Below are 22,875 nucleotides of genomic sequence, written 5' to 3' on the forward strand. Positions count from 1 at the left end.
GTCAGATGTCAGGCAGTCTTAAGAACAGGTTTGGGAAGATAATCGCCCTGGGGGCGGCGGGGGCAGCCAGCATGATGCTGGCCACAGGGTGCTCCCCGAGCCCGAAGTCCGATGAGCTCGTGGAGCTGGAGCGTATGCTTCAGGACCCGGCGGCTCAGGAGCTGCGCGAGATTCCCAACGCGGCGCGCTACCATCAGGAGGCCCGTCAGCTGCGGCGCGTCGCCGAGGAGGCCCGTGAGGAGCGCCGTGACGAGCTCTCTCGGGAGTACGCCATCCTGGGCACGCTGCGCTACCGCACCGCGGTGGCGGTGGCGTCGCAGTTCGAGGCCGCAGAGCGCCTTAAAGCGGCCAACGCAAAGATTGAAGAGGTGAACCCGGAGCTGCGCGCGACCAACGAGAGCCGCAACGCGCTGGCCCGGGATATTCAACAGCTCGACAGTGATATTCGCGCGGCGGTGCGGGAGCAGGAAGCCCGCCGGCGAGCGGATGCTTCTCGCCGCGAGAGCACCTTTGAGGCTGCCCAGGCGGCCAGCACGGACACGACCTCGGAGAATCTTCAGCAGGTCAACGCGCGCATTGAGGCCGCCGAGGCCGCGCGTGCAGCCGCGCTGGAGTACAAGGCCGACGCGTACGAGCGCAGCCGCGCGGTCTTCAATCGGGCCGAGTCTCAGCTGAGCAACGCGCGTTCCCTTCTGCAGAGCCAGCCCGGCGCGGCCGGCACCATCCTGCAGCAGGTCAACTTCGCGGTGCAGCTCTTTGAAGAGGCGGAATCCACAGCGCGCCCCATCCACGAGGAGATGGTCGAGAAGATGCGTCCCGAGAACCGCATCTCGGTGCTGCGGCAGAAGGCCCGCGACAACTTCGGCGGCCCCTACACCGAAGAAGAGTACCAGGGCATTCGTATCGTGATGGCACGTATGTTCGTGCCGCAGGAGGCGAACTTCCGCCCGAACACCGACGCGATGCTCGACGTGCTCGCGCGCCTGACCAATGAGTACGAGGAGTTCTCGATTCAGATCGAGGGGTATACCCAGCGCCGAGGTAACGTGACCGAGAACCTGGCCACCTCGCAGCTGCGCGCTCACCGCGTGCGCGACTTTTTGGTGGAGCGGGGCGTCGACGCCTCCCGCATCTCCACCGAGGGCTTTGGCCAGGAGCGCGTGCGTTTCAGCGATGACGCTGAAAATAACGATCGCGTGGAGATCATCCTGAGGCATAGCGGCAACTGAGTGTGGCCATGTCGCGTCGTCTCAACCTGAGCACGTCCCCAGTGGACCTTGCGCGCCTCGTGCTCGCCAGTGTCGACGGGGACGTGCTTTTTTTTGATTCGCAGATCACCGCGTCGGCGCATGCTCGCTGGTCGATGCTGATGTGGGATCCGGGCTGCTGGCTGGAAGAGTCGCCGGTGGGCTCCGGGCGAATCGTCGAGCGCCCCTCCGGGCGTGTGGTGGAGGATGTGCCGGCTTGGATGCGTCAGGCGCACGGGCAGGACACCGCCTCCACGGCGTCCGTCGGGCTTCCGTTCTGCGGAGGGCTCGCCGGGTTTTGGGGCTACGAGTGCGGCGCCTACCTCGATGATCTTCGAGCGGAGCTGCCGCGCGATGACTCGCCATTGCTCTGGGTCGGAGCGTTTGAGGGCGCGTTGATCTTCGACCATCACGAGGGCGACTGGTGGGCAAGCGGGACCCCGGCGTGGATTGAGGGGGCGATGGCGTGGCTCGATGCGCAGGGGGCGGGGGAGGCTTCTGAGCCCGAGGTGATCGACGTGGCCGAGCGTCGGCCCGTGGCGATCCACGAGGTCGAGGGGGAGGTGTACCGGCGCGGGGTGCGGGCGGGCGTGGAGGCGATCTTTGAGGGGGAGCTCTTTGAGGTCAACTACAGCGAGCGGTGGGGCGCGACGTGGAAGGCCGGCGGTTGGGAGCTCTACCGACGCCTGCGCGACGCGGCGCCCGGACCTTACGGCGGCCTGGTACGAGCCGGGGCGACCACGATCGCGTCGGTGAGCCCCGAGCAGTTCGTTGAGGTTCGGCAAGGCGGGAGGGTGCAGACGCGGCCCATCAAAGGGACGCGCCCCCGCGGCGCGTCATCCGAGGAGGATGCTAAGCTGGCCGCAGAGCTCTGCGCCAGCGCCAAAGATCGGGCTGAGAATGTGATGATCGTCGATCTGATGCGCAACGATCTCACCCGGGTGTGCGAGCCCGGGAGCGTGGAGGTCAGCGAGCTCTGTGGCCTGCACAGCTTCGCTTCGGTGCATCATCTGATCTCGACGGTCGAAGGGCGGCTCGCGTCAGGTGCCGATGCGCTCGATGTGCTGACCGCGTGTTTTCCCGCAGGGAGCATCACCGGCGCGCCGCGACTGCGCGCCATGGAGTGGATCGCCGCGAATGAGGCCAGCGCCCGCGGTCCGTATACGGGCTCAATGTTTTACTGGTCTGCCGACGGCAACTTCGACAGCAACGTGTTGATCCGCACCGCTACGCTGACCGGGCATCGGGTGCGTTACGGCGCCGGCGGTGCGGTGGTCGCCGACTCCGACCCGGCCGGCGAGTGGGAGGAGGCCCGCTGGAAAGCTCGCCCCTTGTTCAACGCGCTTGGCATCCTCGTGGAAGGAGGGGGAAGCCCGGCCGACCGCGCAGCGGTCGCCGAAGAGGTGGACGATGAGGGATGATCGCAGCTTTCTGTACGGCGACGGACTTTTTGAGACGGTGCGAGTGGAGGCGTCGGAGGTTCGTTTTCTGACGCGTCATTGCGCCCGGCTGCGACGCTCGGGCGCCGCGCTGGGGTTTAACGCCGCGCAGATTGAGGAAGCCTGCGCGCTGCTTGCCAGGCCAGAGGGGCGAGAGGGCCTCTGGAGGGTGACGGTGAGCCGTCGTGACCCTGGGATTGCGTTTGGGGGAAGCGGGCAGGTCTGCGGTCGGTGGCGGCCCGGTTTGCCTGTGGCGAAGCCGGTCACGTTGGTCACGATGCCCGGGTTTTACCTGCCCGACGACGCGCTCGCGGAACATAAGACGACAAGCTGGCTGCGATCGGTGGAGCTGCGTCGCCGCGCCCAGCTCCTCGGCGCTGACGATGGTGTGGGTGTGAGTGCGGATGGGCGCGTCGGGGAGTGCAGCGCGGCCAACCTTCTGGTGCTTCTTGAGGACCAGTGGGTCACGCCTCCAGTCCGGGGGATCTTGCCTGGCGTCACCCGTGAGGTGCTACTGGAGTGTTCGTCACAACGCGGACGCAGGGTTGAGGAAGTTGAAGTAACACATGAAGATCTGAGCCGTGCCAGGGCGATCGCGCTTGTATCGACAGGGGTTGGCGTGCAGGAGGCGCGGTCGATCGACGGGCGAGAACTCGCGTTGGGGCAGATTGCCAAGATTAAAGTGCTACTTGAGGATTTGTGATGCGCTGGACGCGACGCGACCCAAATGACTGGGCCCTCCGCGCCCCGGGGCAGGTGGTGCTGTTGGATAACAGGGACTCGTTTGTGTTCAACCTGGCCGACCGGCTGGTGCGAGCCGGGGTGACGCCGGCGGTGGTGCGTAGCGACGCGATCACGCTCTCTGCGCTGCTGGAGGCCCGCCCTTCAGCGCTTGTGGTGTCACCGGGTCCAGGGCATCCGCGGGATGCGGGCGTCAGCGAGGCGGCGATCGAGGCCCTCTCCGGTCAGGTGCCCATCCTGGGGGTGTGCCTCGGCCACCAGGCGATCGCGCGTGTCTTCGGCACGCCGGTGGTGCGCAGCGAAAAGCCGCGCCACGGTATGGCCAGCGCCATTACCCATGATGGCAGTGGGATCTTTAAAGGGATGGATGAGGTGTTGCCGATGGCGCGCTATCACAGCCTGGTGGCGCGCGCGCCACTTGCGTCGCCGCTGGTGGCGAACGCCTGGGCAGACGGGTTTGTGATGGGCCTCCGGCACGAGGCCCACCCGACGCACGGGGTTCAGTTTCACCCCGAGTCGATCCTGAGCCCGGCGGGCCTGGCCATGCTGCGCAACGTTCTGGCGCTCATCTCCGGCTGAGAGCGCCGCTACAACTCAAGACTCGCCAAAGGTTCCCGGCTCGACGAGCAGGGCCTTGCCACCGGCGCTTTGCAGCACGTCTTTGAAGGAGAGGGCGCGATCGCGGGAGAGTCCCCAGGCGATGACGCAGGGCGCGCTCTCGGCGAGCCGCTCGGCGGCGGCGTAGTCGATGGAGAGGAGGATGGTGAGCACCTGGTTGATGCGTCGCTCGGAGTAGCCAGGGTGGCGTAAGACGAGGTCGACCAGGGCGGTCTGCGCGTCGTCGCGTTTGAGGCGGCTGTCGGTGAAGTCACCCTGAACAAGCTCTCGGGCGGTGGAGGCGCTGGCGCTGCTCAGGTCGAAGACCACACCGCTGTCGGCGCTCTCGGACGCTCGATGGTGGGAGGGCGACGCGGTGTCGAGCACCGGGGCAGGTCGAGAGGCCGAGGACGTGGTGGGTCGCGGCGAGGGGAGCACGACCTCATTGATGCCCAGATAGTCTTGAAGGTCGCCACCGGCGGCGATGTAGTCGCCCAGGCGCTTGCAGAAGCGCTCCAGATCGCTGGCGAGCTCCCGCCTGCTGCCCAGGTAGCGCTCGGGCTCGATGGCCAGCGAGAGCGTGTGGGGCGATGATTGATCGGCGGCCTGCTGCGCTTGAACATCGTAGCGCGCGTGCAGGAAATGGGAGAGCGCGTGGACCAGCCGCTGCGACTCGGCGCTACCCAGCACATGGCTGAGATGAACGTTCAACGTCAGCGCTCCCTGTCCGCTGTCGATCACCTCCAGACGCTGAGCGCCCGCCGCGTTGGCGGTGGCGCCGTCGGTACTCGGAGGGGTGGTGTCACCCTGTCCAATGGTCTCAAAGGGCGAGCCGGACGTTGCTGCAGCGGAGGGTTGTTCCTCGACGGACGCGCTCGGAGGCACGCCAGAAGCACCGAAGAAGGTGAGCCACCCGTTGGCGCTATTCACCTCGGAGGCCCGCGCCATAAACGCGAGCAGCGCGTCGAGCGAGGCGTAAAGCGCGTCGGCATTCGCGAGCGTCGCGCGCAGGTTCGCGGGCATCTCCGCCGAGACGAGCTCCCACGACGCCGGGGTTGCGCGGCTGAGCCACTGACAGGCGGCGTTGGCCAGGCGGGTCTCCTGCCCCTCGGGAGGGCCGGCGGCGAGCTCGACGAAGGCCGTGGCTTGCTCACCGTCCTCGCTGATCAGAAGTCGAACAAAGCTATGCTTTTCAAAGGCCGCGAGGCCCTGGTGCCAGGAGGTGCCAGGCGTTGAGCCCGGCGGGGCCGGGGCCGGGTGGAGTTCCATCCCACGGCTCTCAAAGACTTCGTTCCAGGTGGCGCTGATCGACTCTCCCATCTCTTCCTCGTGGCGCATGCGGTGTTGGACTCGCCATTATGTATGCGTCGCGATCGGGTGCGGGGCAAGCCGGGGCTTCAAACTTTTGGGGAGCAGGGCGCGCTCCGGGCAAAAAAAGAGCCCCTCCGAAGCTTCGGAGGGGCTTTACACATCGGTGGAGCGCGCCGGCGCCAGCAGTAAGGGGGGCGTCCGGTTTAGACATGCTCCTCAAGCGCGTTCAGGTCATGATGCTGTAGCCATCATTCATATCGATGATGATCACGCCGCGCGAGGACTCTTCGGTCTCGTCTTCGTCATGCTCATCGGGGGTATCGTGGTGCCGGGGGATGTGGAGGGGCAGTCGGAGAGCTTCCGGCTGCCAGCTGGTGTCGTGTTCGCGTTGGCGTTTGAGTTCGTCGTAGATGATCTGATCCGACAGCATGGCGCGACTCCTTCGGTGCTCGATACGGTTGCCCGGGCCGGGGGCCGGGCGGTACTGAAACGTCACCTCTTCTCTTGCCTTTCCGCAGACTTAACGAGCGAGAGACTTCCAGTCTTCCTGAATCATTTTAAGGAGACTGTAATAAAAGTCCAACCCTCCGGCGGAGAAAAGTGCCCGAAGAGGGGCTCAGCCTTGTATGGTGCGGGCTTCAGCATAGGAGGAGACGCGCCTGCGTCCAAGAAATTCGGTGCGCGTCACGAAGAGAAACGTGACACCGAGGGGGGAAGAGGCGCTTTGAGGGGGGCTTTGGGCGCAGCGCTAGCGCGGGTCCGAGGGCAGATCGTCCTCGGACCGGGCGTCGTGGCTCGCGTCGTCCTGGCTGCCCTGTGCTTCCTCCGGGGAGGCGTCGGAGCTCTCGCCAGATGCGTCTTGCGACGCGGTGTCGCCGCCAGGGGCTTCGCTGGGGTGTTCCTGAGCGGATTGAGCTGTACTGCGCCCCGTTTCGGTGGCCGCGTCTTCGGTGGACGGGCGCTCGGGTTCGGTGGCATCCGGGGTGGGCGATGGCTCGTCGGGGAGCAGTTCATCGATCGCGAAGCGATGCGGTGCATCCTCGGGGAGAAGTTCCGCCAGGGTGACCCCTTCGTGAAAGGTGGGCGGGGTCGAGCCGTCTGGCGCTTGCGGGGAGCCGACCGCGAGGTGCGCGCCGCTGCGCCGCTCCTCCTCCTCTACGAACTGGTCGTCTTTGCGGTAGAACGCGAACACCGCGCCGTAGAACAAGACGCCCAGCACGCTGATCGACGCCCACATCAGCACCTCGCCAGCGAAACGCAGGAGCGCCAGGGGGGCGGCGAGGGCAGGCCAGGTGATGGCTAAGTTCTGAACCATCAGCACGACCCAGTAGAGCCCCAGCGGGACCAGCAAGAGGCCCAGCGCGTAGATGAAGAGGCGGTACATCGCCCAGAAATTCTCAAGGACGAAGGCCGCCGCCTCGAGCACCGCTTCGCCCAGGCCCAGATCGTCGATGATCATCGGCGCGCCGATGACTTCGAGGACCAGGCGAGTGAGCGCGAACCAGCTGATGATGAAGCTGACAGGGAGCGCCACGATCAGGGCTTTTCCGAAGGTCCCCAGGGCTGCGAACTCCGGGGAGGCAAAGGCGTTGGCCAGGCCTATCGCCACGGCTGCGGCGATGCAGATGGTGACCAGTCGCACGGCAAAGCGAAGCAGAAAGAGGGCGAAGACGTCCGGAAAGCGGCGCAGCGCGACGCGACCGAAGGTGCGCAGCTTCTCGATGGGTTCATCACGCAGGCCGGCCGCCAGCATGCCCCAGATGCCGCCAGTGACCAGGGCTTCGAGCGCGGCGCCGAGGATGGCCACACAGAAGATCGCGCCGGTGATGCCGGCGATGAAGGCCGGGCTGGAGGCGATGGCCCCGAAGCGATCCAGCCACTGTGAGAGCGCCCCCCCGCCGGCGGCGAAGCGCTGGAGGTCGAGCGCCACGAGCGCGGCGACCACAGCCAGGAGCGCCAGATTTGCGGCGCGCCCCAGGAGGTCGGCGAGCATCTTCCAGGCGAAGACCCAGGGGTCGAGCTTTAAGATCTCCCAGGCGCGGCGGTAGAAGGGCAGCGGGTTAAAGGTCTTGCGTTTGACCCACTCCCAGGAGCGCACGGAGGCATCTTTGACGGTCTGGCGAGGATCGGTGACCATGGCGCATCTCAAGAGACAAGGTTTGTGGCGCCTCATGGCGCGCAGCAGAGCGTGAGTTTTAACGTGTCAACGCGAAGAACAAAAGGATGCGATGATGGCTGAGGTCTTCGAGTCAAAGGTCATATGGATCACAGGGGGCGGGAGCGGCATCGGGGCGGCCCTGGCGCAGGAGTTTGGCCGGCAGGGCGCCCGCGTGGTGGTCAGCGGCCGCCGGATGGGCCCGCTGGAGGAGGTGGTCGCCGCGCTTGCCGGCCAGGGCGCAGAGGCGATGGCACTCGGTTGTGACGTGACAAAGGTCGGCGAGCTGGAGTCGACCGTGGAGGCCATCGTCGAGCGCTTTGGCGGCCTGGATGTGGCGGTGGCCAACGCGGGGTTTTCGGTGGGCGGGAGGTTGGAGGCGCTCAACGCCAGTGAGTGGCGCCGCCAGTTTGATACGAACGTGACCGGGGCGGCGATGACGTTGCGCTACGCCCTGCCGCATCTGCACGCAAGCACGGGAAGGGCGGTGCTGATGGGCAGCGTGGCCGGGACGTTGGGGATTCCGGGAAACGCGGCCTACTGCGCCTCGAAGTTCGCCGTCCGTGGCATGGCCCAGTCGCTCAGCGCCGAGCTCGCCGGCACCGGCGTAAGCTGCACGCTCTTGCAGCCGGGGTTTGTGCACAGCGACATCAACCGCGTGGATAACCAGAACCAGGTTCATGAGGACTGGGAAGATCGCCGACCAACGCAGCTGATGTGGCCTGCCGATAAGGCCGCGCGTCAGATGCTGAAAGCGATCGCCGCGCGCAAACGCGAGGCCGTGATCACCGGTCATGGCAAGATCGCCACGTTTCTGGCCTACCACACCCCCGGCCTCACGCAGGCGGTGCTGGCGAAGGCCGGGGAGCGGTTGCGACCGAAGCATCATCACGAAGATTGAGCCGGTTGTTCAGGGATGTCCCGGATCGTGGGGCACGCTGCCGCGGGGGGCGCGGAAGAACATAAAAGGGGAGTAGCGCAACAGGTTGGAGACGCGGGAGGTGTAGATGTCGGCGTAGCGCTCCACCTGGCGGGTGAGGTGACTCTTATCGTTGCCGGTGCGCATCAGGTAGCCCCAGGTGGGGTTAAAGGCGACGCCGTCTTCGATGACCAGGGGGGCGAGCTTGCTGTCGAGGTCGACGAGCTGCTCGCGGATGCGCGACATCTCGGCTTCCAGGGCTTCCGGGTCGGCGTCGGTCTGGGGACCGTAGCCCTGTCGCAGGCGCTGCAGGGCCAGGCGGCGGGTGGAGAAGTCGTCTTCGAGTTTGACCTTCTCGAGCATCATGCGGCGGATCTCGACCTGGTTCTCGGCGGCGGCCTCGATGGCGCAGAGTTCCTGTTCGAGCTCACGCATCACCAGGGCGGTGCGCCAGCGCAGCACGCTCTTGGTGACGTTGACGTCGGCGAAGAGGTGGTCGCCCACGTAGAGGATCTCATCGCCGGACATGCCCAGCGCGCCTTCGACATCCGAGGCGCTGCCTCCGAGGTAGGCGCGGCCTTCTTCGAGCTTGCCGACCCAGGGCTTGAGCAGCCCCTCGTCGTTGACCACCTCGAAAATGGGGGCCGAGCCGGAGAAGAACGCCGGCTTACGCGCGGAGACGACCACCAGGTCAAAGATCTCGCGCCAGGTCACGCCATCGGGGAGGAAGGGGTCGATGGTGTAGTTGAGCATGAAGAGGGTGTAGGCCCACTCCGAGTTGGTGATGAGCACAAGCTTCTTGCCGGCGTTTCGTTGGTCGAGCAGCGTGAGGGGAACCTCGGGGTCGCGATCGACGTAGACCTCGGGGTTGGCCATGATCTCGGCCTTGAGCTCCCCCTCGATATGCGCGGCGTCCAGGACCTCCTGAACGCGCCAGTAGAGGTCGGCGTAGCCGAGCACTTCCGGGAGCACGCCGCGGTCAAGCAGGTCGACGAGCTGGGCGTACATCACCCCGGCCGAGATCGAGAAGAAGGTGTTGAGGAAGACCCAGCGGGAGTGATCGTTAAGGTCGACCAGGGTGCGGGTGTAGGCCTCGCGCATTTCGGCGTAGGGGATGATCTCGGTGCCGTGGGCGGCGCGCCAGACATAGCCGAAGCGGTTGGCTTTGACGACGTTACCCAGCTTCAGGTCGATGACCAGGCCACGGCTGACCCAGTTTGAGTCGAAGTGCAGATCTTCGACGGGCCAGCCGGCGGCGAGCAGGCGTAACTTGATGTGCTCGTAGGCGCGGCCCTCCCAGGCGTCGACGTGGTAATGGACCAGGGTGTAGTCCATGTCGTAGCCGATGGCCTTGATCGAGCGCATGTTGAGCGTGCGGTTGCAGAAGACGCCGCGCTGAGGTTCGACGTCGGGGTAGGCTTCAAAGATACCAAAAGTCATAGGGGTGCTCCCGGGAGGCGCCGGCGCGGGTTGGCCGGCGTCGCAGCCCGTTAAAGGGGGTTGTCATAATCTTGTTTATCAAAGAACTCGCAGCCGGCCATCGACATCTCTTCGAGGCAGTGGTCATCGGAGATGCTCTGACCGCCGGTGGCGAGGAACCACCCCACCTGGTTGGTGAGGAAGGTGTGGATATCGAACGCCGCGTCGGGGTTAGGCGCGTTGAAGGTGTGGGTGCCTCGGGGATCGAGGTAGCCCAGGCGCAGCGCGCTGATGCCGGAGTCGGTCTGCAGGGTCGCGCGGAGGGGTTCTTCGGCGACGGGCTTGGGATCGTCGTTATCGGGCTGGTCGGTGCGTCGCCACTTGCCCTCGTCGAGGTTGTCCGGGTCGAAGAGGGTGTCGGGGTGGGAGGGGAAGCGGTTGAGTGTGGCGATGCCCTCGTAGACGAAGTTCTCAATGAGGAACTGATTCTCGGGCATCCCGTAGCGAGGATCTTCCGCGAGCGTTTCGAGCACGCCGTTGGCGCGGGCGATGGCGAGCGCGGCGTTGATGGGGACGACCTGGTCACCCAGGGTTCCGATGGTCAGGAAGTTGGTATCGCCCGACTGAAACGCTTCGCGCTCGTAGGGGTAGCGCAGCGCGTTGCCGACGAAATGGGAGGCGAACACGGCGGGGTCGGCCTGCTCCAGGAGCATCTGTGAGAGCCCCATGAAGCTGCGAAAACGCGGGGTCTGACGGCGCAGTCCCCAGCCCTCGGCCGGGGCGGCCAGAGGTGCGCCCGCCGGGAAATAGAGGTTCTGGGAGGTGTAGGTGTAGCCGAGCTTATCGATGCTGTGCTTGAGCTCTCCGTCGCCGCTATAGACTTCGATGACAATGGGGTCGCCCAGGCGCGTGGGATCCTCGACGACGCGGTGCTCAAAGAGGCGGGCGCGCTCCGGGTCGCTCTCAGAGACGCGCTGAAGATCAAAGGCGGAGAAGCAGCCGGCGAGGGGCTCGCAGGTGTCGTCTTCGCTGCAGTATTGGCCGGCGTCGCAGTTGTTGCGGCCGCAGGTCTGAACTTCTTTACACCCCATCAGGTCTTCGTAGACGCCGATCTGGTTGTCGAAGCCGATGAGCGCGCGGCGGGCCGAGGCGCTGAGCGCGTCGGCGGCGATGCCCACGCGGAAGGTTCCCTCGCGCACGTAGGTCTGCGCGTAGGCCTCGTCGTCGGGGACGTTGGGATTGGCCTCGCGGGTGAGGTTTCGCACCACCACGCGGTCGCCATCTTCGAGGGCTGGCAGAAGCGCGATGGGTGACGAGACGGAGCTGTCGCCCTGAGGAAAGAGCCAGTCGAGCCGGGTGCGGGCGCCGTCTTCGACCGGGCGGCCGATCACCAGCGGTCCCATCATGCGCAGAATCACGCCATTGCGCACATTGCCGATGGTGGTGCGGGTGGCGATGTCGAGAAGCCCACCGCCGCCGGCGTTGGAGGCGCCGGCGACGATGGTCGGCTCGATACCGGAGAGCACCGTGGCCTGGATGCCCCCCAGGGAGGTGCCCCAGGCGGCGTAGGGGCGATCGCCGCCGAAGTCGACGGTGCCGTCGCCGTTGAAGTCACCTAGAAGTTCGATGTTGCCGTCGCCATCCTGGTCCGGGCTGGCGAGGAGCTCGGGGAGGCGGCGGGCGAAGTCGCTCTCGGGGTCGGCGGCCTCAAAGCGGCGCTGGCCATCAAAGCTGCGCAGGATGCGGATGAGCTGCATTTGATCGATGGTCGTCTGGCGAATCATGTCGCGGGAGTGCAGCACGTCGGCCGAGAAGTAGTCGGCCCCGGAGTCGGTGGCGCCGTCGTTGTTAATGTCGCGCGCGCGGTGCAGGCCGATGACGCTGGCGAGGTTGTCGAGCCCTTCGCTCTCGCCAACGCCCTCGAGAAGTCCACGGAATTCGGCGGGGACCTCCAGGCCGTGGCCGGCGGCGTCGATGGTGCAGGTGGCGAAGCCAAACTTCGCCATCGCGCCGGCGAAGGCCAACATCTCAAAACGCGTCGAGCCGATGGCGTGGCTGTAGATGATCACGGGGAAGGGGGCCTGCCGGGAGCCCTCAGAGGTGGGCACCGTGCAGATGAAATGAACTTCGGCCGGGCGAACCTCGGCGCGGCCTCGCGCCAGGTCGATCTGAAAGAGCGCGTCGTCGTTGGCCTCATTGCCCTGCCGCGCGAGCCCTTTTGGATCGATCAGGAAGTGCGGCGAGAGGTAGGTGCCGCTGACGACGTAGTCGACGTCCTCGAAGGCTTCTTCGATGGCGCGGGTACCGGCCGGTCCGAGCTGCTCGCTGGCCAGAGGCACGATGAAGGAGAGGAGTGCGTCGAGCTTAAAGGTCATGGGCTCGGACGCGTCGGGGGATTTGACATTGTGAACCGCCAGAAACTCGGCGGGGAAGCGCTCTGAGAGCCAGGCCAGAGGTCCGTGTCCATAAAGGCCGGCGCGCACGCCCTCCAGAACCTCGGTGGGCACCTGGGTGGTGAAGCTCCAGGCGAAGCGAAGTTGGCTTAGATCCTCATCGAAGCGTTCGGGGAAGCGCTCGGGGAGAAGCTCGCGCAGGGGCTCCAGCGCCTGGCTCTGGTCGAGATGGTTGACGCTCTCAAAGGGGCTGTCGATGGCGCGGCCGTCTTCGCCGGTGAGCGCGTCGGTGAGCACGACGGCGTAGGTGGTGCCGGGCTCCAGCGGGTTAACCGGCCGAAGAATCAGCGTGTTCGTCTCGCGCTCATAGAAGTCCAGCACTTCGCGAAACGCGAGCGGGTCGCCCTCCGGGGTGCGGGTGTTGGGACGGTCAAGCTCACCGTCATCGTCGGTGTCATCCTCCCAGGTAAACTCACCACCGGGGCCGGTGGCCTGCTCGGCGGTCTCCTCGAAGAGCAGGTTGCGATCGTCGGCGCGCGGGTCGAGTAAGAAGTAGTTGTTGGCGCGCTCCAGGGTAATGGGGAAGTTCCCAAGGCCCATATCCAGCAGCACCACCTCGCCGAAGTTGGCGCTGTCGCGATCGACGTTGACCAGATAGACGGCGTCGTCGGCGAAGTCGGGGGTGAGCTGTTGATGGCGTGTGACGAGGTTCGCGACGTCGAGGGGAGCGTCGAAGGAGACGTGCATCGGCGCGAAGACGGCGAAGCCTGTCTGCTCGTTGATGGCGTTGCGGACCTTGGCCTCGGCGGCGCTGGCTGCCAGCGTGGAGACGTTGAGGCGTTTGCCGGTGGGGCTTGAGGCGTCGGCGCGGGTGGCCAGGTCGTTGGGGAAGGGGATATCGGGGAAGGGCCGCTCATCGAGGTCGAAGTCGACCCGGGGGCCTCCCGAAGGGCTGGCCTCACCCAGCCCCAGGACGGGGGCGTTGGTGGGCCAGCAGGCCGCGCTCAGGCTGAGCGCGGCCAGTGCGAGTAGCGTTGAAGGGGTGCGAAGCACGTCTCTCTCCCGAGTGTCGCGTCGGGAGCGTCCCGGCGCTTACTTGCCAAAGTGTTCCTGGTAGTCGGCCATGGCCGCACGCACCAGCTTTTGCGCGTGGGCGGCGCCGTAGATGGTATCGACCTGGACGTTGGATGTCGTCTCACCAGGGACCATCTTGTAGGTCAGGAAATAATGGCGCAAGCGCTCGATAAGAACTTCGGGAACATCGCCGATGTCGCGGGCGTCGGCCCAGACGGTGTCGTTCTCAAGGACTGCCACGATCTTATCGTCGGCTTCGCCATGATCCACCATATGCAGGCCACCGATGACGCGACAGCTGACCAGAAGCTCGACGCGGGTGATGGGGCGCTCGCTGAGCACGCAGATGTCGAGCGGATCGAGGTCCCCTTCATCGGTGGTCAGCGAGAGCTCGCCCACGCGGTCGGCGCAGTAGGTGCGCGGGATGAAGCCGTAGAGGGTCGGCGGCTGCGAGGAGAAGCGCTGGGGACGGTCGACCCGAAGGTAGCCGGTCTCTTTGTCGATCTCGTATTTGACCGAATCAAAGGGGGTCAGCTCGATGTAGGCGTTGACGACCTCGGGGGCGTTCTCACCCACGGTGAGACCATGCCAGGGGTGGGGACGAAACTGGTGAAAGTCGGGGTGCTTGCTCATTCTGATATCCTAGAGTCAGGTTGCGTCGCGATTTCGAGCGCGGCGATGGTGGACGCCTCCCTCAAAGGTGTCAAGGTCTGCGGGGCGGATCTTCGCATCAAATCAGGCGTTGACGGTCGCCAGGTAGCTCGCCGCGATGGGGAGTGAGCAGTTGCCCAGGGTCAGGGGGACGACGATCTTGCGGAAACGGTAGCCGGCCATGGCCAGCGGAGCGGTCAGCAGGTTGTTGGCAAAGGGGGAGAAGCCGACATAGAGGAAGATAAAGATCTGCAGGAAGATCTCCGGCTTGGTTTGAAGCCACTGCCAGACGCGCTCCATCCAGTTCTCCAACCATCGGGGCATCACGCTCTGGGCGGTGACGCCGAAATAGAAAAAGAGGGCGTCGCCAAGGGTCAACCCGATAGCCACCAGGGGGATCAGGATGACGAGGTTCACCTCGGTGGTCGCCATGGCGTAGACCGCCGGGTAGGTGGAGAAGGGGGTGACGGAGCCCAGCGCGCCGAAGACCGAGATCAAGAAGCCGACCAGATAGCTGTTCTCGACGCCCATCCACGCGATGACGGCCTCGGGCTCGGTGTAGATGAAGAAGAGCGTCCAACCGACCACAAGGAGCAGCGCGACGATGAAGATCGCGACTTGCTTGCGTGTGCGTGCCGGACGCGACGAGCGCTCCGCGGAAGGATCTGGCGAGTCGGACTCGGTCTGGGGGCCGGGCTCAGGCATACATCATCATCGGAAACGGCACGTCATGTGGCGAAGAGGTTCAGCGCGATGGGCTCTCACGAGCAATGGTGTGGAGCGCTTTGAGCGCGTCGGCCCAGCGTGAGCGGGCTTCTTCTCGCGCCTGTGCGTCGGGGAGGTTCTCATGGGAAAAGGCGATCGTTCCCTTGCCCGAGCTGCTGGTCTGGACCCAGGCGATGACCACCTGTGTTGGGTCATGTTGTGGTGGGTTCCAGCCCAGCCGAATGCTCTCGCCGGGGCGGATACGGCGGACCTCGACGCGCAGGCCCTTATCGAGCGCAAAGGCCTGCCCTTCCTTAAGGGATTGAGGCGCGCCCGCCCCCAGCCATGCAGCGAGCCCCTCGGCGGAGGTCAGCAGCTCCCAGGCCCGGGACGCGTCGGGGAGGAAGGTCTTTTGCTTGCTGATCTGAAAGCCGCGGGTGGTCTCTCCGACTGCCCGCATCCCGCGGGCGCGCTCGTAGGCCACGGTGATGGACTGCGCCCACCAGCCCGAGACCCCTTCGCGGGTATGCAGGTGGTGGGCGATGTCTTTGTGGCTCATTGAGGTGGCATCCAGCGCGTCAAGACGGTCAAACCAGTGGCTCCAGGCGTGGCCGGTGGCCTTCTGGACCGCATCGTCGCTCATCTTCGGTGAAGTCATGGCGTCTCTCGGGGCGCGTGTGTCGGGAGTCAGGCGCGAGGCATCACTTTAGCAGACGCAGCACATCTTCCGGTGGCCGGCCGATCGCGGCGTCGGCGCCGGTGATCACGACCGGACGTTCGATAAGTTTGGGATGGGCGGCCATCGCGTCGATGAGAGCCTCGTCGTTGGCGTCAGCGAGGTTGAGCTCTTTGAAGAGGGACTCTTTCTTGCGCACAAGCTCGCCCGCCTTGAGCCCGAGCTTGCCCAGCACGTCACGGATCTCGCTGGCTGACGGTGCGTCGTCGAGGTAGCGCCGCACGTCGATTGTGGCTCCACGCTCTTCGAGCAGGGCCAGGGTCTGTCGTGATTTGCTGCAGCGAGGGTTGTGCCAGATGGTCATCGTCGTGGTCATCGCGTGCTCCCGTAAAGATCGTATGGGCCTCGGTTCAGGAGGCCCGATCGTTACCCGAGATCCAGCCCGAGGGGCAAGCAGGGCGTCGTCGCGCCGGCTCATGAGTGCGATGACCCCGAGAGCATTCGGGCGACCACGCGTTTGAGATCGCTGAGGTCATAGGGTTTGGTGAAACGAACGTCGTGTTTGCTCAGACGTTTTCGCTGGAGCGTTTTGCCGGCGTAGCCCGAGACAAAGATCACGTGAGCATCGGGGTGAATCTCCGAGATGGTATCGGCGAGCTCCCAGCCGCTGAGGTGAGGCATAACGATGTCGGTGATGAGCAGATCGATGGTGCCGTCGAGCTTCCCGGCGATTTCGAGGGCCTCCCGGCCGTCGCGGGCCTCGAGTACCGTGTATCCCTCGTCGCGAAGGCTTCGGGTTAAGGCGTCGCGGATATCGACCTCGTCTTCGGCGACCAGGATGGTGTGGTGAGCAACGTCGGCAAGGGGCGCGGCGCCGGGGGCCTCACCGGGGGCCGGAGAAGGCGCGACATCGGACTCGGCGGTGTGGGGTGAATCGAAGGCGGGGAGGAGGATCGTAAAGCGGGTGCCCCGGCCCGGCGTGCTGTCGACGTGGATCACGCCGTCGTGACCTCTGACGATGCCGTAGACGGTGGAGAGCCCCAGCCCGGTGCCGGCCGATTTGGTGGTGAAGAAGGGCTCGAAGATGCGATCGACGAGCTTTTGTTTCATGCCCTCTCCGCTGTCTTCCACCTCCAGCACCACATAGTCTCCGGGATCCAGGCGCTCCGGGCCAATGCGGTCCTCCTCGCTGATGTGTTCATTGCGGGTGCGCACGGTGAGGGCGCCACCATCGGGCATCGCATCTCGGGCGTTGATGACCAGGTTGAGGATAATCTGCTCCATCTGGCTTAAGTCGGCGTCGATCGGGTGCAGCTCGTTGGCGAGGTCGACGTTAAGGTCGATGTCCTCTTCGATCACGCTCTGGAAGAGGGAGTCGAGGGCGGCGACGACGTCGTTGAGGTTGATGCGGCTGCGCTCGCTAGAGGGATCCGGGCTGAAGACGAGGAGCTGACGGGTCAGACGAGCGCCGCGGTCAGCTGCGGCGAGGATCTTGTCGAGGAGCTCGGTGCGCTCGTCGTGTGCGGAGGTGTGATCTTTGATGATCTGGGCATAACTGCGCACGATCGTGAGCACGTTGTTGAAGTCGTGAGCGACACCGCCGGCGAGCTGTCCGAAGGCCTCCATGCGTTCGGTGCGTCGAACCCGCTCTTTGAGGTGGTGCTGCTCGCTCTGGTCGCGGGCGATGATGGTGAAGATAAGATCTTCGCCGATACGCGTGCGCACCACACCGATGTCGACGGGAAACGCGCTGCCATCGAAGCGACGAGCACGGGTTTGAAGGTGGATCGAGGCACGGCCCGACGCTCCTGCTTTATCGAGGCGGTCAACGATGGAGCGAAGTGTGGCGCGGGCCTGGTCGATGGGGGCGTCGAGAAGCGTGATGACAGGGCAGCCCCTGGCGCGTTCTTCGGTGATGCCAAAGATGGTCTCGGCGGCGTCGTTAAAGATCTCGATGATTCCGTGGGCGTTGCAGGTGATGATGGCGTCGCTGGCGGTCTCCAGGATGGCGCGAATCTCGCGGCGGCGGTCTCGCAGGGACTGCTCGGCGAGCTTTTGTGCGGTGATGTCGACCATCTCGCCCAGCACGTGGCGGAAGGAGCCGTCGGGGTTCCAGAGGACCATCAGGTAGAGGTTGGCCCAGACGTGTTCACCGTCGGCACGTTTGTAGCGTCGCTCGGTAATGAACTGCCGCGCGTAGTAGCTGCCGCGCGCCGAGGTGATGAAAGGGGGCGGCGAGGTTGAGACAAGCTGGCGCAGGTGCTCACGGGCTTCGGTCACGTTTTCGTCGTGCATGAACTCAAAGATGGTCTTTCCAACGATCTGATGGTGATCGTACTTCAGGTAGGCGTAGAAGGCCGGGTTGGCGCGCAGGATGCGCCCCTCCAGATTGAGGACCTTCATGGGGTTAGGCGTCGCGTCGAAGTAGGCCCAGAAGGTCTCTCCGGGGACCTTCGGATCGAAGGTCAAGGGCTGTGGCGCGTGTTCGCGAGGCATGGTGGTCCCGAGGGCAAAGGCACGTGTGTGACCCGCGGGATAAATGTGGTCGCCATGTCCGACGCGCCAAACGCGTCGGTAGTTTGCACTTGAAAAGCGGCGTGCTTCTGGCCAGCCTGTGCGCTGAAGATGCCCGGTTAGGATGTTCGAGTTCTGCGAGCGATCCAGGATGAAGGAGGAAGTCTATGTCTAGCCCCTGTCGAGTTGGAGCTGTCTGCGCGCCGCTGCTGGCCGCGTTGTTGATGGGTTGTGGGACGTCCGCCAGCACCTCGGAGACCTGGACGCCCGATGTCGCTCAGCCGGATGCGGACGCGCAGGTCAGTGATGTCGGGGATGCGGGAGCGCAGCCCGATGCGGCCATCGAGGACGTTGAGGGAGGGGAGGAGTTGCCGGAGCTTGCGTTCTGCAACCAGGCGCCGCTGCCGACCTTCGGGGAGACGGTGGATTGGGAGCGTTTTGGCAGCGGCGCGATCGCGGCGTTGGACGCCTGGCATAGCGCGCAGGATGTGATCACGCATCCGGAGCGCGAAGCGCTGATCACCGGGAAGTTCACCTACGGGCCGACGAGCAAGGATCTTCAGGGCGAACGCATTGAGATCTGGATGGACGATTGCTCCGGGGAGTACGTGCGGGTGGGGGAGGCGCTGACCGATAGCGATGGCCGCGCGGTGTTGACGCTGGCCCCGGACGCCTTGCCGCCGGTGGGGACCTATGCGCTGGTGCAGCGGGTGATGGGCGATAACACGGCGGTGCGCTCTTACCTGCGGGTGTTTCCGCAGCAGACGCGGCTGATCGTCTTTGACATTGATGCGACGCTCACGACGTCGGACAGTGAGCTCTTTCAGGACATCTTCAACGATCTCTTTGAGCCCTTGCTCGACGGCGACTTCGTACCGGAGGCGCGTGCCGGGGCGGTGGATATCACCAGGGTGCGCAATGAGCTGCACGGGTATCAGCTGGTGTACATCACCGGGCGGCCCTACTGGTTGACCGAGCAGAGTCGGGGGTGGCTCGAAGATCAGGGGGTGGCGCATGGCCATCTTCGTCTGACGGGCTCCAATGCCGAGTCCCTTCCGAATAATACCGGGGTGGGCGCGTATAAGGCGGCGTACCTGGCCTATTTGCAGGAGCTGGGTTTCGAGATCGTCATGGCGTATGGCAACGCGACGACCGACATCTTCGCGTATGCCGAGGCAGGCATCCCGGCGGAGCGGACCTTCATCCTGGGGCAACACGGTGGGGAAATGGGGACCGTGGCGTTGGGTGAAGATTATGTCGAGCATCTGGAAGCGGTGCGCGGCGAATCCCCGACCGATCAACCCTTTGTCTGGACACCCTAAATTAAAGGTTCGGATTCTGGAGTGAGAGAGAGACGATGATGTGGATGATGAATGTGAGTCGCCGTGGTCTGCCGGCGGTCCTGCTGGCAGCTGCGTTGTGCGCCGGGTGTGGCGAGCCGCAGGGGAGCGATGTTCCGATCTACATTCCCGATGATGCGGGAGGTGGCCAGGATCAGGACAGTGGTGTGGAGCCGGACGTGGGGGGCGATCCTGAAGAGGATGTGGAGGAGGACGCCGGCGATGACGCCGATGCCGGAGGCGATGCGCCCGACGGCGGCGAAGATGCGCCAATCGAGCTGTTTTATGAAGACTTCCACCGGGTGGCGTTGTCGCTTCCGGTGGGGACGACGCTGCGTACGCCCTTTGAACTCGATGAGCTCTCCACCCCGGTGGAGTTGTTGGTGGTGCGGGAGCTGCGCGGCTTCAACGAGGTGCAGAACACCGAGAATGAGCGGGTCGTGATGACCGTTAACGACGCCAGCTTTGTGGGGCCGGAGGCAGGCTGGGATCGCGAGGAGCTTCCGCGCGGGAGCTACGATGCCTATCTGGAGAACCTGGGAGGGGCGTCAGGCACCGATGTGAACAACTATCTGGCGGTGAAGATCGCGTCGACCCCGCGGATGCTGGCGACGGTCGCCGACCATGAGGGGACGATCGAAGAGTTTACGGGCTTTCTGGGGCCGGGGCAGGCCAGCGGTGCGACGTTTGAGGCGCGTGAGGGGTACGCTTACGTCTTGCGCGGGGTTCGGGGTAAGAACACCGTGTTTGTGATCTCTACCGATGAGCTTCCGAAGATCGAAAACCAGGAGCCCTTTGCCTTCATTCGCACCTGGGATGAGTCGGACCCGGAGCTGGCGCCCGAGCCCACCGTACTCAACCTGGAGCCTGGCGAGTACATGGTGCTCGTGGCGAATAACGCCGGTGATGAGCGCCATCACGGCTCGGTGATGCTCATTGATGAGTGGTTGTTGAAGTAGACGCGCGACGCATGACACGGAGGACGGCCTCACCGAGGATGCCGTTCACTACGAGCGCCGGCGTCCCCTCAGGGGGAGCCGGCGCTTTTTTGTCGTGGAACGTGCGTGACGCCCTTACTCCGGGCAGTAGGTGCGCATCGCGAAGCGGTAATGGTCGGGATAGCCCTCGCCGTCATCGCCGATGCCAACATTCCAGACGACCAGGGCGCGCTCACCGTCCCATGTGGAAGCGGGGTGCCAGGGGAATCGGCCGTAATCCATCAGCTCGAAGGAGGCGTCGTACTCCACTCCCAATTCGCTGAAGCGTTGGCCCCGGATCATATGACTGCTGCGCCAGAAGAAGAGGTAGTCCTGACCGCTCCAGAGTGCGTTAAATCCGTGAACTTCGTGACCTACGAACGTGATCTCTGCGGCCTCGCGCACGGGTTGGCCGTTGGCATCGTAGGTTGCCTGGTAGAGACGCGTGGCGTGGTAGCCGTTGTTATCTCCGGCGACAGCAAAATGGGAGCCGGTCCAGGTGAGTGTTGGCGAGCGCATCGTGCCGTCGCCTACCAGCACGGGCTCGGTGGTGAGGGGATCAAGATCTGCGTCAAATGTCTGAAAGAAGGTGCGCGGCGAGTAGCCATCCGGGTCGATGTTCTGGCGCCAGACCACACCGAGCGAGGAGCCGCTCCAGGCGAGGTTGGCCCAGCCGGAGGGGGTGTCAGTCGCGATGTTGACGGGGGTGCCGTTGAGCTCGCCGCTGGAGGTGATCGTCGCGAGGTTCACGGCCGCCTCGGCTTCAGACACGCGGGTCCAGAGCGCGATGAAATGGCTACCGGTCCAGGTCAGCGCGACGCGGTCGGCCCAGATGCCATCGGTCAAGGCAAGGGGAGATCCCACCGGCTGACCGGCGTCGTCGAGACGCTGGAAGTAAGCGTCGTTTCGGCCAGGGCCACCGCGGCCATCGCGCCAGATGAGCCCGTAGCCATCGTCGGCCTTGACCAGGCTGGTCGTGGAGATGTGGGAACCTCCGGGGGTGGAGGTCAGCTGGAGCTCCTGGCCGAGTGGGTTGCCCTCGCGATCAAAGCGTGCGGCGTAGATTCTGGGAGATTGATTGGAGGACGCACGGTCGTCGCTCCAGGCGATGAGGTAGGCGTCGTCGGCCCAGACCACCGAGGCTTCGACATCCTGTCGACTGGCCTGAGCGCCGGAGAACTCGACGACGGGTCCAGGTCCGGAGGATTCGCAGGCAAAGGGTACGCAGACATCAAGGCGATCGACGCGTCCTTCATCGCAGCTGCAGACGGCGTCCTGGCCCTCGACGGTGCAGACGCTGCGGCCCGGCTCTGTGCAGGGGTTAGGGTCGCAAGGGGAGGTGCCGACGTCGTGCTCGTCGTCGGCGTCCGGGATGGTGGCGTCCGTGTCGCTGTCGTTGCCGGCGTCGATCGGATCGGGCTCGGAGGTGTCGGTGTCGTCCCCTGAGTCGGGTGTGCCCGAGGTGTCGGGCGCGTCGGTGTCGGCATCCGGTTGTCCGGCTCCACTGTCCGGATCATCGAGGGTGCGCGCGCAGATGTTCTGCACGCAGATCTCTCCCTCGAAGCAGTCGCGCTCGTCGGTGCAGCTGTTTTGAGCGGGGGCGGTGCAGGCACCGAGGAGCGAGGCTGCGGCGAAGGCCATGAGGCACGCAGCCGGGGGTGTGGTTCGGGATCGGAAGAGCAGCATATCCATAGTCTCAGGCAAGAAGATCAAAGCGGATGCGGCGGGCATACGGTGCGAGACGCTAGCGCGAAGCCCGCGCGTTTGCCAGAGTCTGCGAGACGCGGTCGCTGCGTCGAGCGAGCGAGGTTCAGCAACAAAGTACGGTGAGGATGGTGCGGTGATTCATTTTGAGTCAGGAAACGACGTTGAGATCGGGTTGCCGACGGCGGTCTTTCTGCACGGTTTTATGGGGAGCAGTCGAGACTTTGGTCCTCTGTGTGAGGTTCTGAGCGCGCATCGTCGGTGCGTGCGGGTGGATCTTCCCGGTCATGGCCGCAGCGTTGAGGCGCTGAGGAGTTCGCCGATGACGATCGGCGCGATGGTCGAGGAGGTTGTTGGCCTGCTTGATCATCTCGAGCTCGAGGCGGTGGATGTGCTGGGGTATTCGATGGGGGGGCGTGTGGCGATGTTGCTTGCGATGCGGCATCCGGAGCGGGTGCGCACGCTGGTGTTGGAGTCGGCCAGTCCGGGGATTGAAGGGGAGAAGGAGCGCGCGGAGCGCGCGCGGCTCGATGACGCTCGAGCCCGAGCGATGCGTGAGGAGGGGCTGGAGCGATTCTTAGCGGGCTGGTACCAGCTGGAGCTCTTTGAGAGCTTGAGGGCGCACCCGGGGTTTGAGGCGATGGTGAGGGAGCGAAGCCGCGGTGATGTGCAGGCGTTGTCGCGCGTCATCGCCGCGGCGAGCCCCGGACGGCAGGAGAGCCTGTGGTCGCGGCTCTCGGAGCTGTCGATGCCGACGATGTGGCTGGCAGGTCAGCTGGACGCCCGCTATGCGGCGATGTCTCAGCGCGCGGCGCATCGAAGTGGCGGGGAGGTGCGGATCATCGAGGCGGCCGGGCATAACGCGCACCTGGAGGCACCTGGCTCGGTGGCCGATGCGATCTCCGAGTTTTGGAGCGGCGTGTAAGCGCGGCATGCGGTGCGCCAGCGATGCCGCCGGTGTGTCAGCTTGTCGAAAGGGCTACTGCCCGCGCGGGACGTCGTCGCCTGATAAG

At 65.1% G+C, this 22,875-nt stretch carries 19 protein-coding genes; 8 read left to right on the top strand and 11 right to left on the bottom strand.

Features of this window, described 5'->3' with window-relative positions; all coding sequences use genetic code 11:
• Positions 1 to 71 precede the first annotated feature (71 nt).
• The 4 genes from FRC96_RS09680 to FRC96_RS09695 are packed head-to-tail and all read left to right on the top strand — an operon-like array spanning position 72 to position 4,006.
• Positions 72 to 1,229 carry an OmpA family protein gene (locus tag FRC96_RS09680; RefSeq protein ID WP_230470084.1) on the top strand — a complete coding sequence of 386 codons (1,158 nt, stop codon included), beginning with the start codon at positions 72 to 74 and terminating at the stop codon, positions 1,227 to 1,229.
• An 8-nt stretch (positions 1,230 to 1,237) separates the two neighbouring features.
• The gene (locus tag FRC96_RS09685) at positions 1,238 to 2,668 is read left to right on the top strand and encodes an anthranilate synthase component I family protein (RefSeq protein WP_146974290.1); all 1,431 of its coding nucleotides are present in this window, start codon (positions 1,238 to 1,240) and stop codon (positions 2,666 to 2,668) included.
• Entirely contained in the window at positions 2,658 to 3,389 is a 732-nt protein-coding gene (locus tag FRC96_RS09690; RefSeq protein ID WP_146974291.1) for an aminotransferase class IV, read from the top strand. Before FRC96_RS09685 ends, FRC96_RS09690 begins: the two co-directional genes overlap by 11 nt.
• Positions 3,389 to 4,006 (top strand): anthranilate synthase component II, encoded by a 618-nt coding sequence (locus FRC96_RS09695; RefSeq protein ID WP_146974292.1) that lies wholly within the window; start codon positions 3,389 to 3,391, stop codon positions 4,004 to 4,006. The genes FRC96_RS09690 and FRC96_RS09695 overlap by 1 nt, the downstream gene beginning before the upstream one ends.
• Before the next feature lie 15 nt (positions 4,007 to 4,021).
• Here FRC96_RS09695 and FRC96_RS09700 read toward each other — a convergent pair whose 3' ends face one another.
• The 3 genes from FRC96_RS09700 to FRC96_RS09710 all read right to left on the bottom strand — a co-directional run bounded on the left by FRC96_RS09700 (position 4,022) and on the right by FRC96_RS09710 (position 7,472).
• Complete coding sequence (locus tag FRC96_RS09700; RefSeq protein WP_146974293.1) at positions 4,022 to 5,344, bottom strand: hypothetical protein; 1,323 nt, start codon at positions 5,342 to 5,344, stop codon at positions 4,022 to 4,024.
• 217 nt (positions 5,345 to 5,561) lie between these two features.
• The gene (locus FRC96_RS09705; protein WP_146974294.1) at positions 5,562 to 5,765 is read right to left on the bottom strand and encodes a hypothetical protein; all 204 of its coding nucleotides are present in this window, start codon (positions 5,763 to 5,765) and stop codon (positions 5,562 to 5,564) included.
• Positions 5,766 to 6,083: 318 nt separating this feature from the next.
• Positions 6,084 to 7,472, bottom strand: coding sequence for a hypothetical protein (locus FRC96_RS09710; RefSeq protein ID WP_146974295.1), 1,389 nt, complete (start codon positions 7,470 to 7,472; stop codon positions 6,084 to 6,086).
• Positions 7,473 to 7,566: 94 nt separating this feature from the next.
• Here FRC96_RS09710 and FRC96_RS09715 point away from each other — a divergent pair, with 94 nt between their 5' ends.
• On the top strand, positions 7,567 to 8,391 hold the full coding sequence (locus FRC96_RS09715; RefSeq protein WP_230470085.1) for an SDR family NAD(P)-dependent oxidoreductase: 825 nt from the start codon (positions 7,567 to 7,569) through the stop codon (positions 8,389 to 8,391).
• Between the two features lie 9 nt (positions 8,392 to 8,400).
• On the opposite strand, the gene FRC96_RS09720 is transcribed toward FRC96_RS09715, so the two are convergent.
• From FRC96_RS09720 to FRC96_RS09750, 7 genes are all read right to left on the bottom strand, one after another.
• Positions 8,401 to 9,849: an HAD-IG family 5'-nucleotidase gene (locus FRC96_RS09720; protein ID WP_146974297.1), complete on the bottom strand. Its 1,449-nt coding sequence runs from the start codon at positions 9,847 to 9,849 to the stop codon at positions 8,401 to 8,403.
• A 50-nt stretch (positions 9,850 to 9,899) separates the two neighbouring features.
• Positions 9,900 to 13,274, bottom strand: a complete 3,375-nt coding sequence (locus FRC96_RS09725; protein ID WP_146974298.1) for a hypothetical protein — start codon at positions 13,272 to 13,274, stop codon at positions 9,900 to 9,902.
• Positions 13,275 to 13,313: 39 nt separating this feature from the next.
• On the bottom strand, positions 13,314 to 13,928 hold the full coding sequence (locus tag FRC96_RS09730) for an inorganic pyrophosphatase (protein WP_146974299.1): 615 nt from the start codon (positions 13,926 to 13,928) through the stop codon (positions 13,314 to 13,316).
• A 102-nt stretch (positions 13,929 to 14,030) separates the two neighbouring features.
• The gene (locus FRC96_RS09735; RefSeq protein ID WP_146974300.1) at positions 14,031 to 14,651 is read right to left on the bottom strand and encodes a hypothetical protein; all 621 of its coding nucleotides are present in this window, start codon (positions 14,649 to 14,651) and stop codon (positions 14,031 to 14,033) included.
• A 40-nt stretch (positions 14,652 to 14,691) separates the two neighbouring features.
• Positions 14,692 to 15,309, bottom strand: a complete 618-nt coding sequence (locus FRC96_RS09740) for an SRPBCC domain-containing protein (RefSeq protein ID WP_146974301.1) — start codon at positions 15,307 to 15,309, stop codon at positions 14,692 to 14,694.
• Between the two features lie 43 nt (positions 15,310 to 15,352).
• A complete protein-coding gene (arsC, locus tag FRC96_RS09745; RefSeq protein ID WP_146974302.1) occupies positions 15,353 to 15,703 on the bottom strand; it encodes an arsenate reductase (glutaredoxin) in 351 nt (116 codons plus the stop codon).
• A 98-nt stretch (positions 15,704 to 15,801) separates the two neighbouring features.
• Positions 15,802 to 17,823, bottom strand: coding sequence for a hybrid sensor histidine kinase/response regulator (locus tag FRC96_RS09750; RefSeq protein WP_146974303.1), 2,022 nt, complete (start codon positions 17,821 to 17,823; stop codon positions 15,802 to 15,804).
• 185 nt (positions 17,824 to 18,008) lie between these two features.
• Here FRC96_RS09750 and FRC96_RS09755 point away from each other — a divergent pair, with 185 nt between their 5' ends.
• Both FRC96_RS09755 and FRC96_RS09760 read left to right on the top strand, forming a co-directional pair.
• Complete coding sequence (locus FRC96_RS09755; RefSeq protein WP_146974304.1) at positions 18,009 to 19,163, top strand: LNS2 domain-containing protein; 1,155 nt, start codon at positions 18,009 to 18,011, stop codon at positions 19,161 to 19,163.
• A gap of 44 nt (positions 19,164 to 19,207) precedes the next feature.
• Positions 19,208 to 20,140, top strand: a complete 933-nt coding sequence (locus FRC96_RS09760; protein WP_230470086.1) for a hypothetical protein — start codon at positions 19,208 to 19,210, stop codon at positions 20,138 to 20,140.
• A gap of 114 nt (positions 20,141 to 20,254) precedes the next feature.
• Here FRC96_RS09760 and FRC96_RS09765 read toward each other — a convergent pair whose 3' ends face one another.
• Positions 20,255 to 21,799 (bottom strand): hypothetical protein, encoded by a 1,545-nt coding sequence (locus FRC96_RS09765; protein WP_146974306.1) that lies wholly within the window; start codon positions 21,797 to 21,799, stop codon positions 20,255 to 20,257.
• On the opposite strand from FRC96_RS09765, the gene menH reads away from it, so the two are divergent.
• Entirely contained in the window at positions 21,798 to 22,787 is a 990-nt protein-coding gene (gene menH / locus FRC96_RS09770) for a 2-succinyl-6-hydroxy-2,4-cyclohexadiene-1-carboxylate synthase (protein WP_146974307.1), read from the top strand. The genes FRC96_RS09765 and menH overlap by 2 nt on opposite strands.
• The last annotated feature ends 88 nt before the right edge of the window (positions 22,788 to 22,875 follow it).

Source organism: Lujinxingia vulgaris, assembly GCF_007997005.1.
Taxonomy (GTDB): Bacteria; Myxococcota_A; Bradymonadia; order Bradymonadales; family Bradymonadaceae; genus Lujinxingia.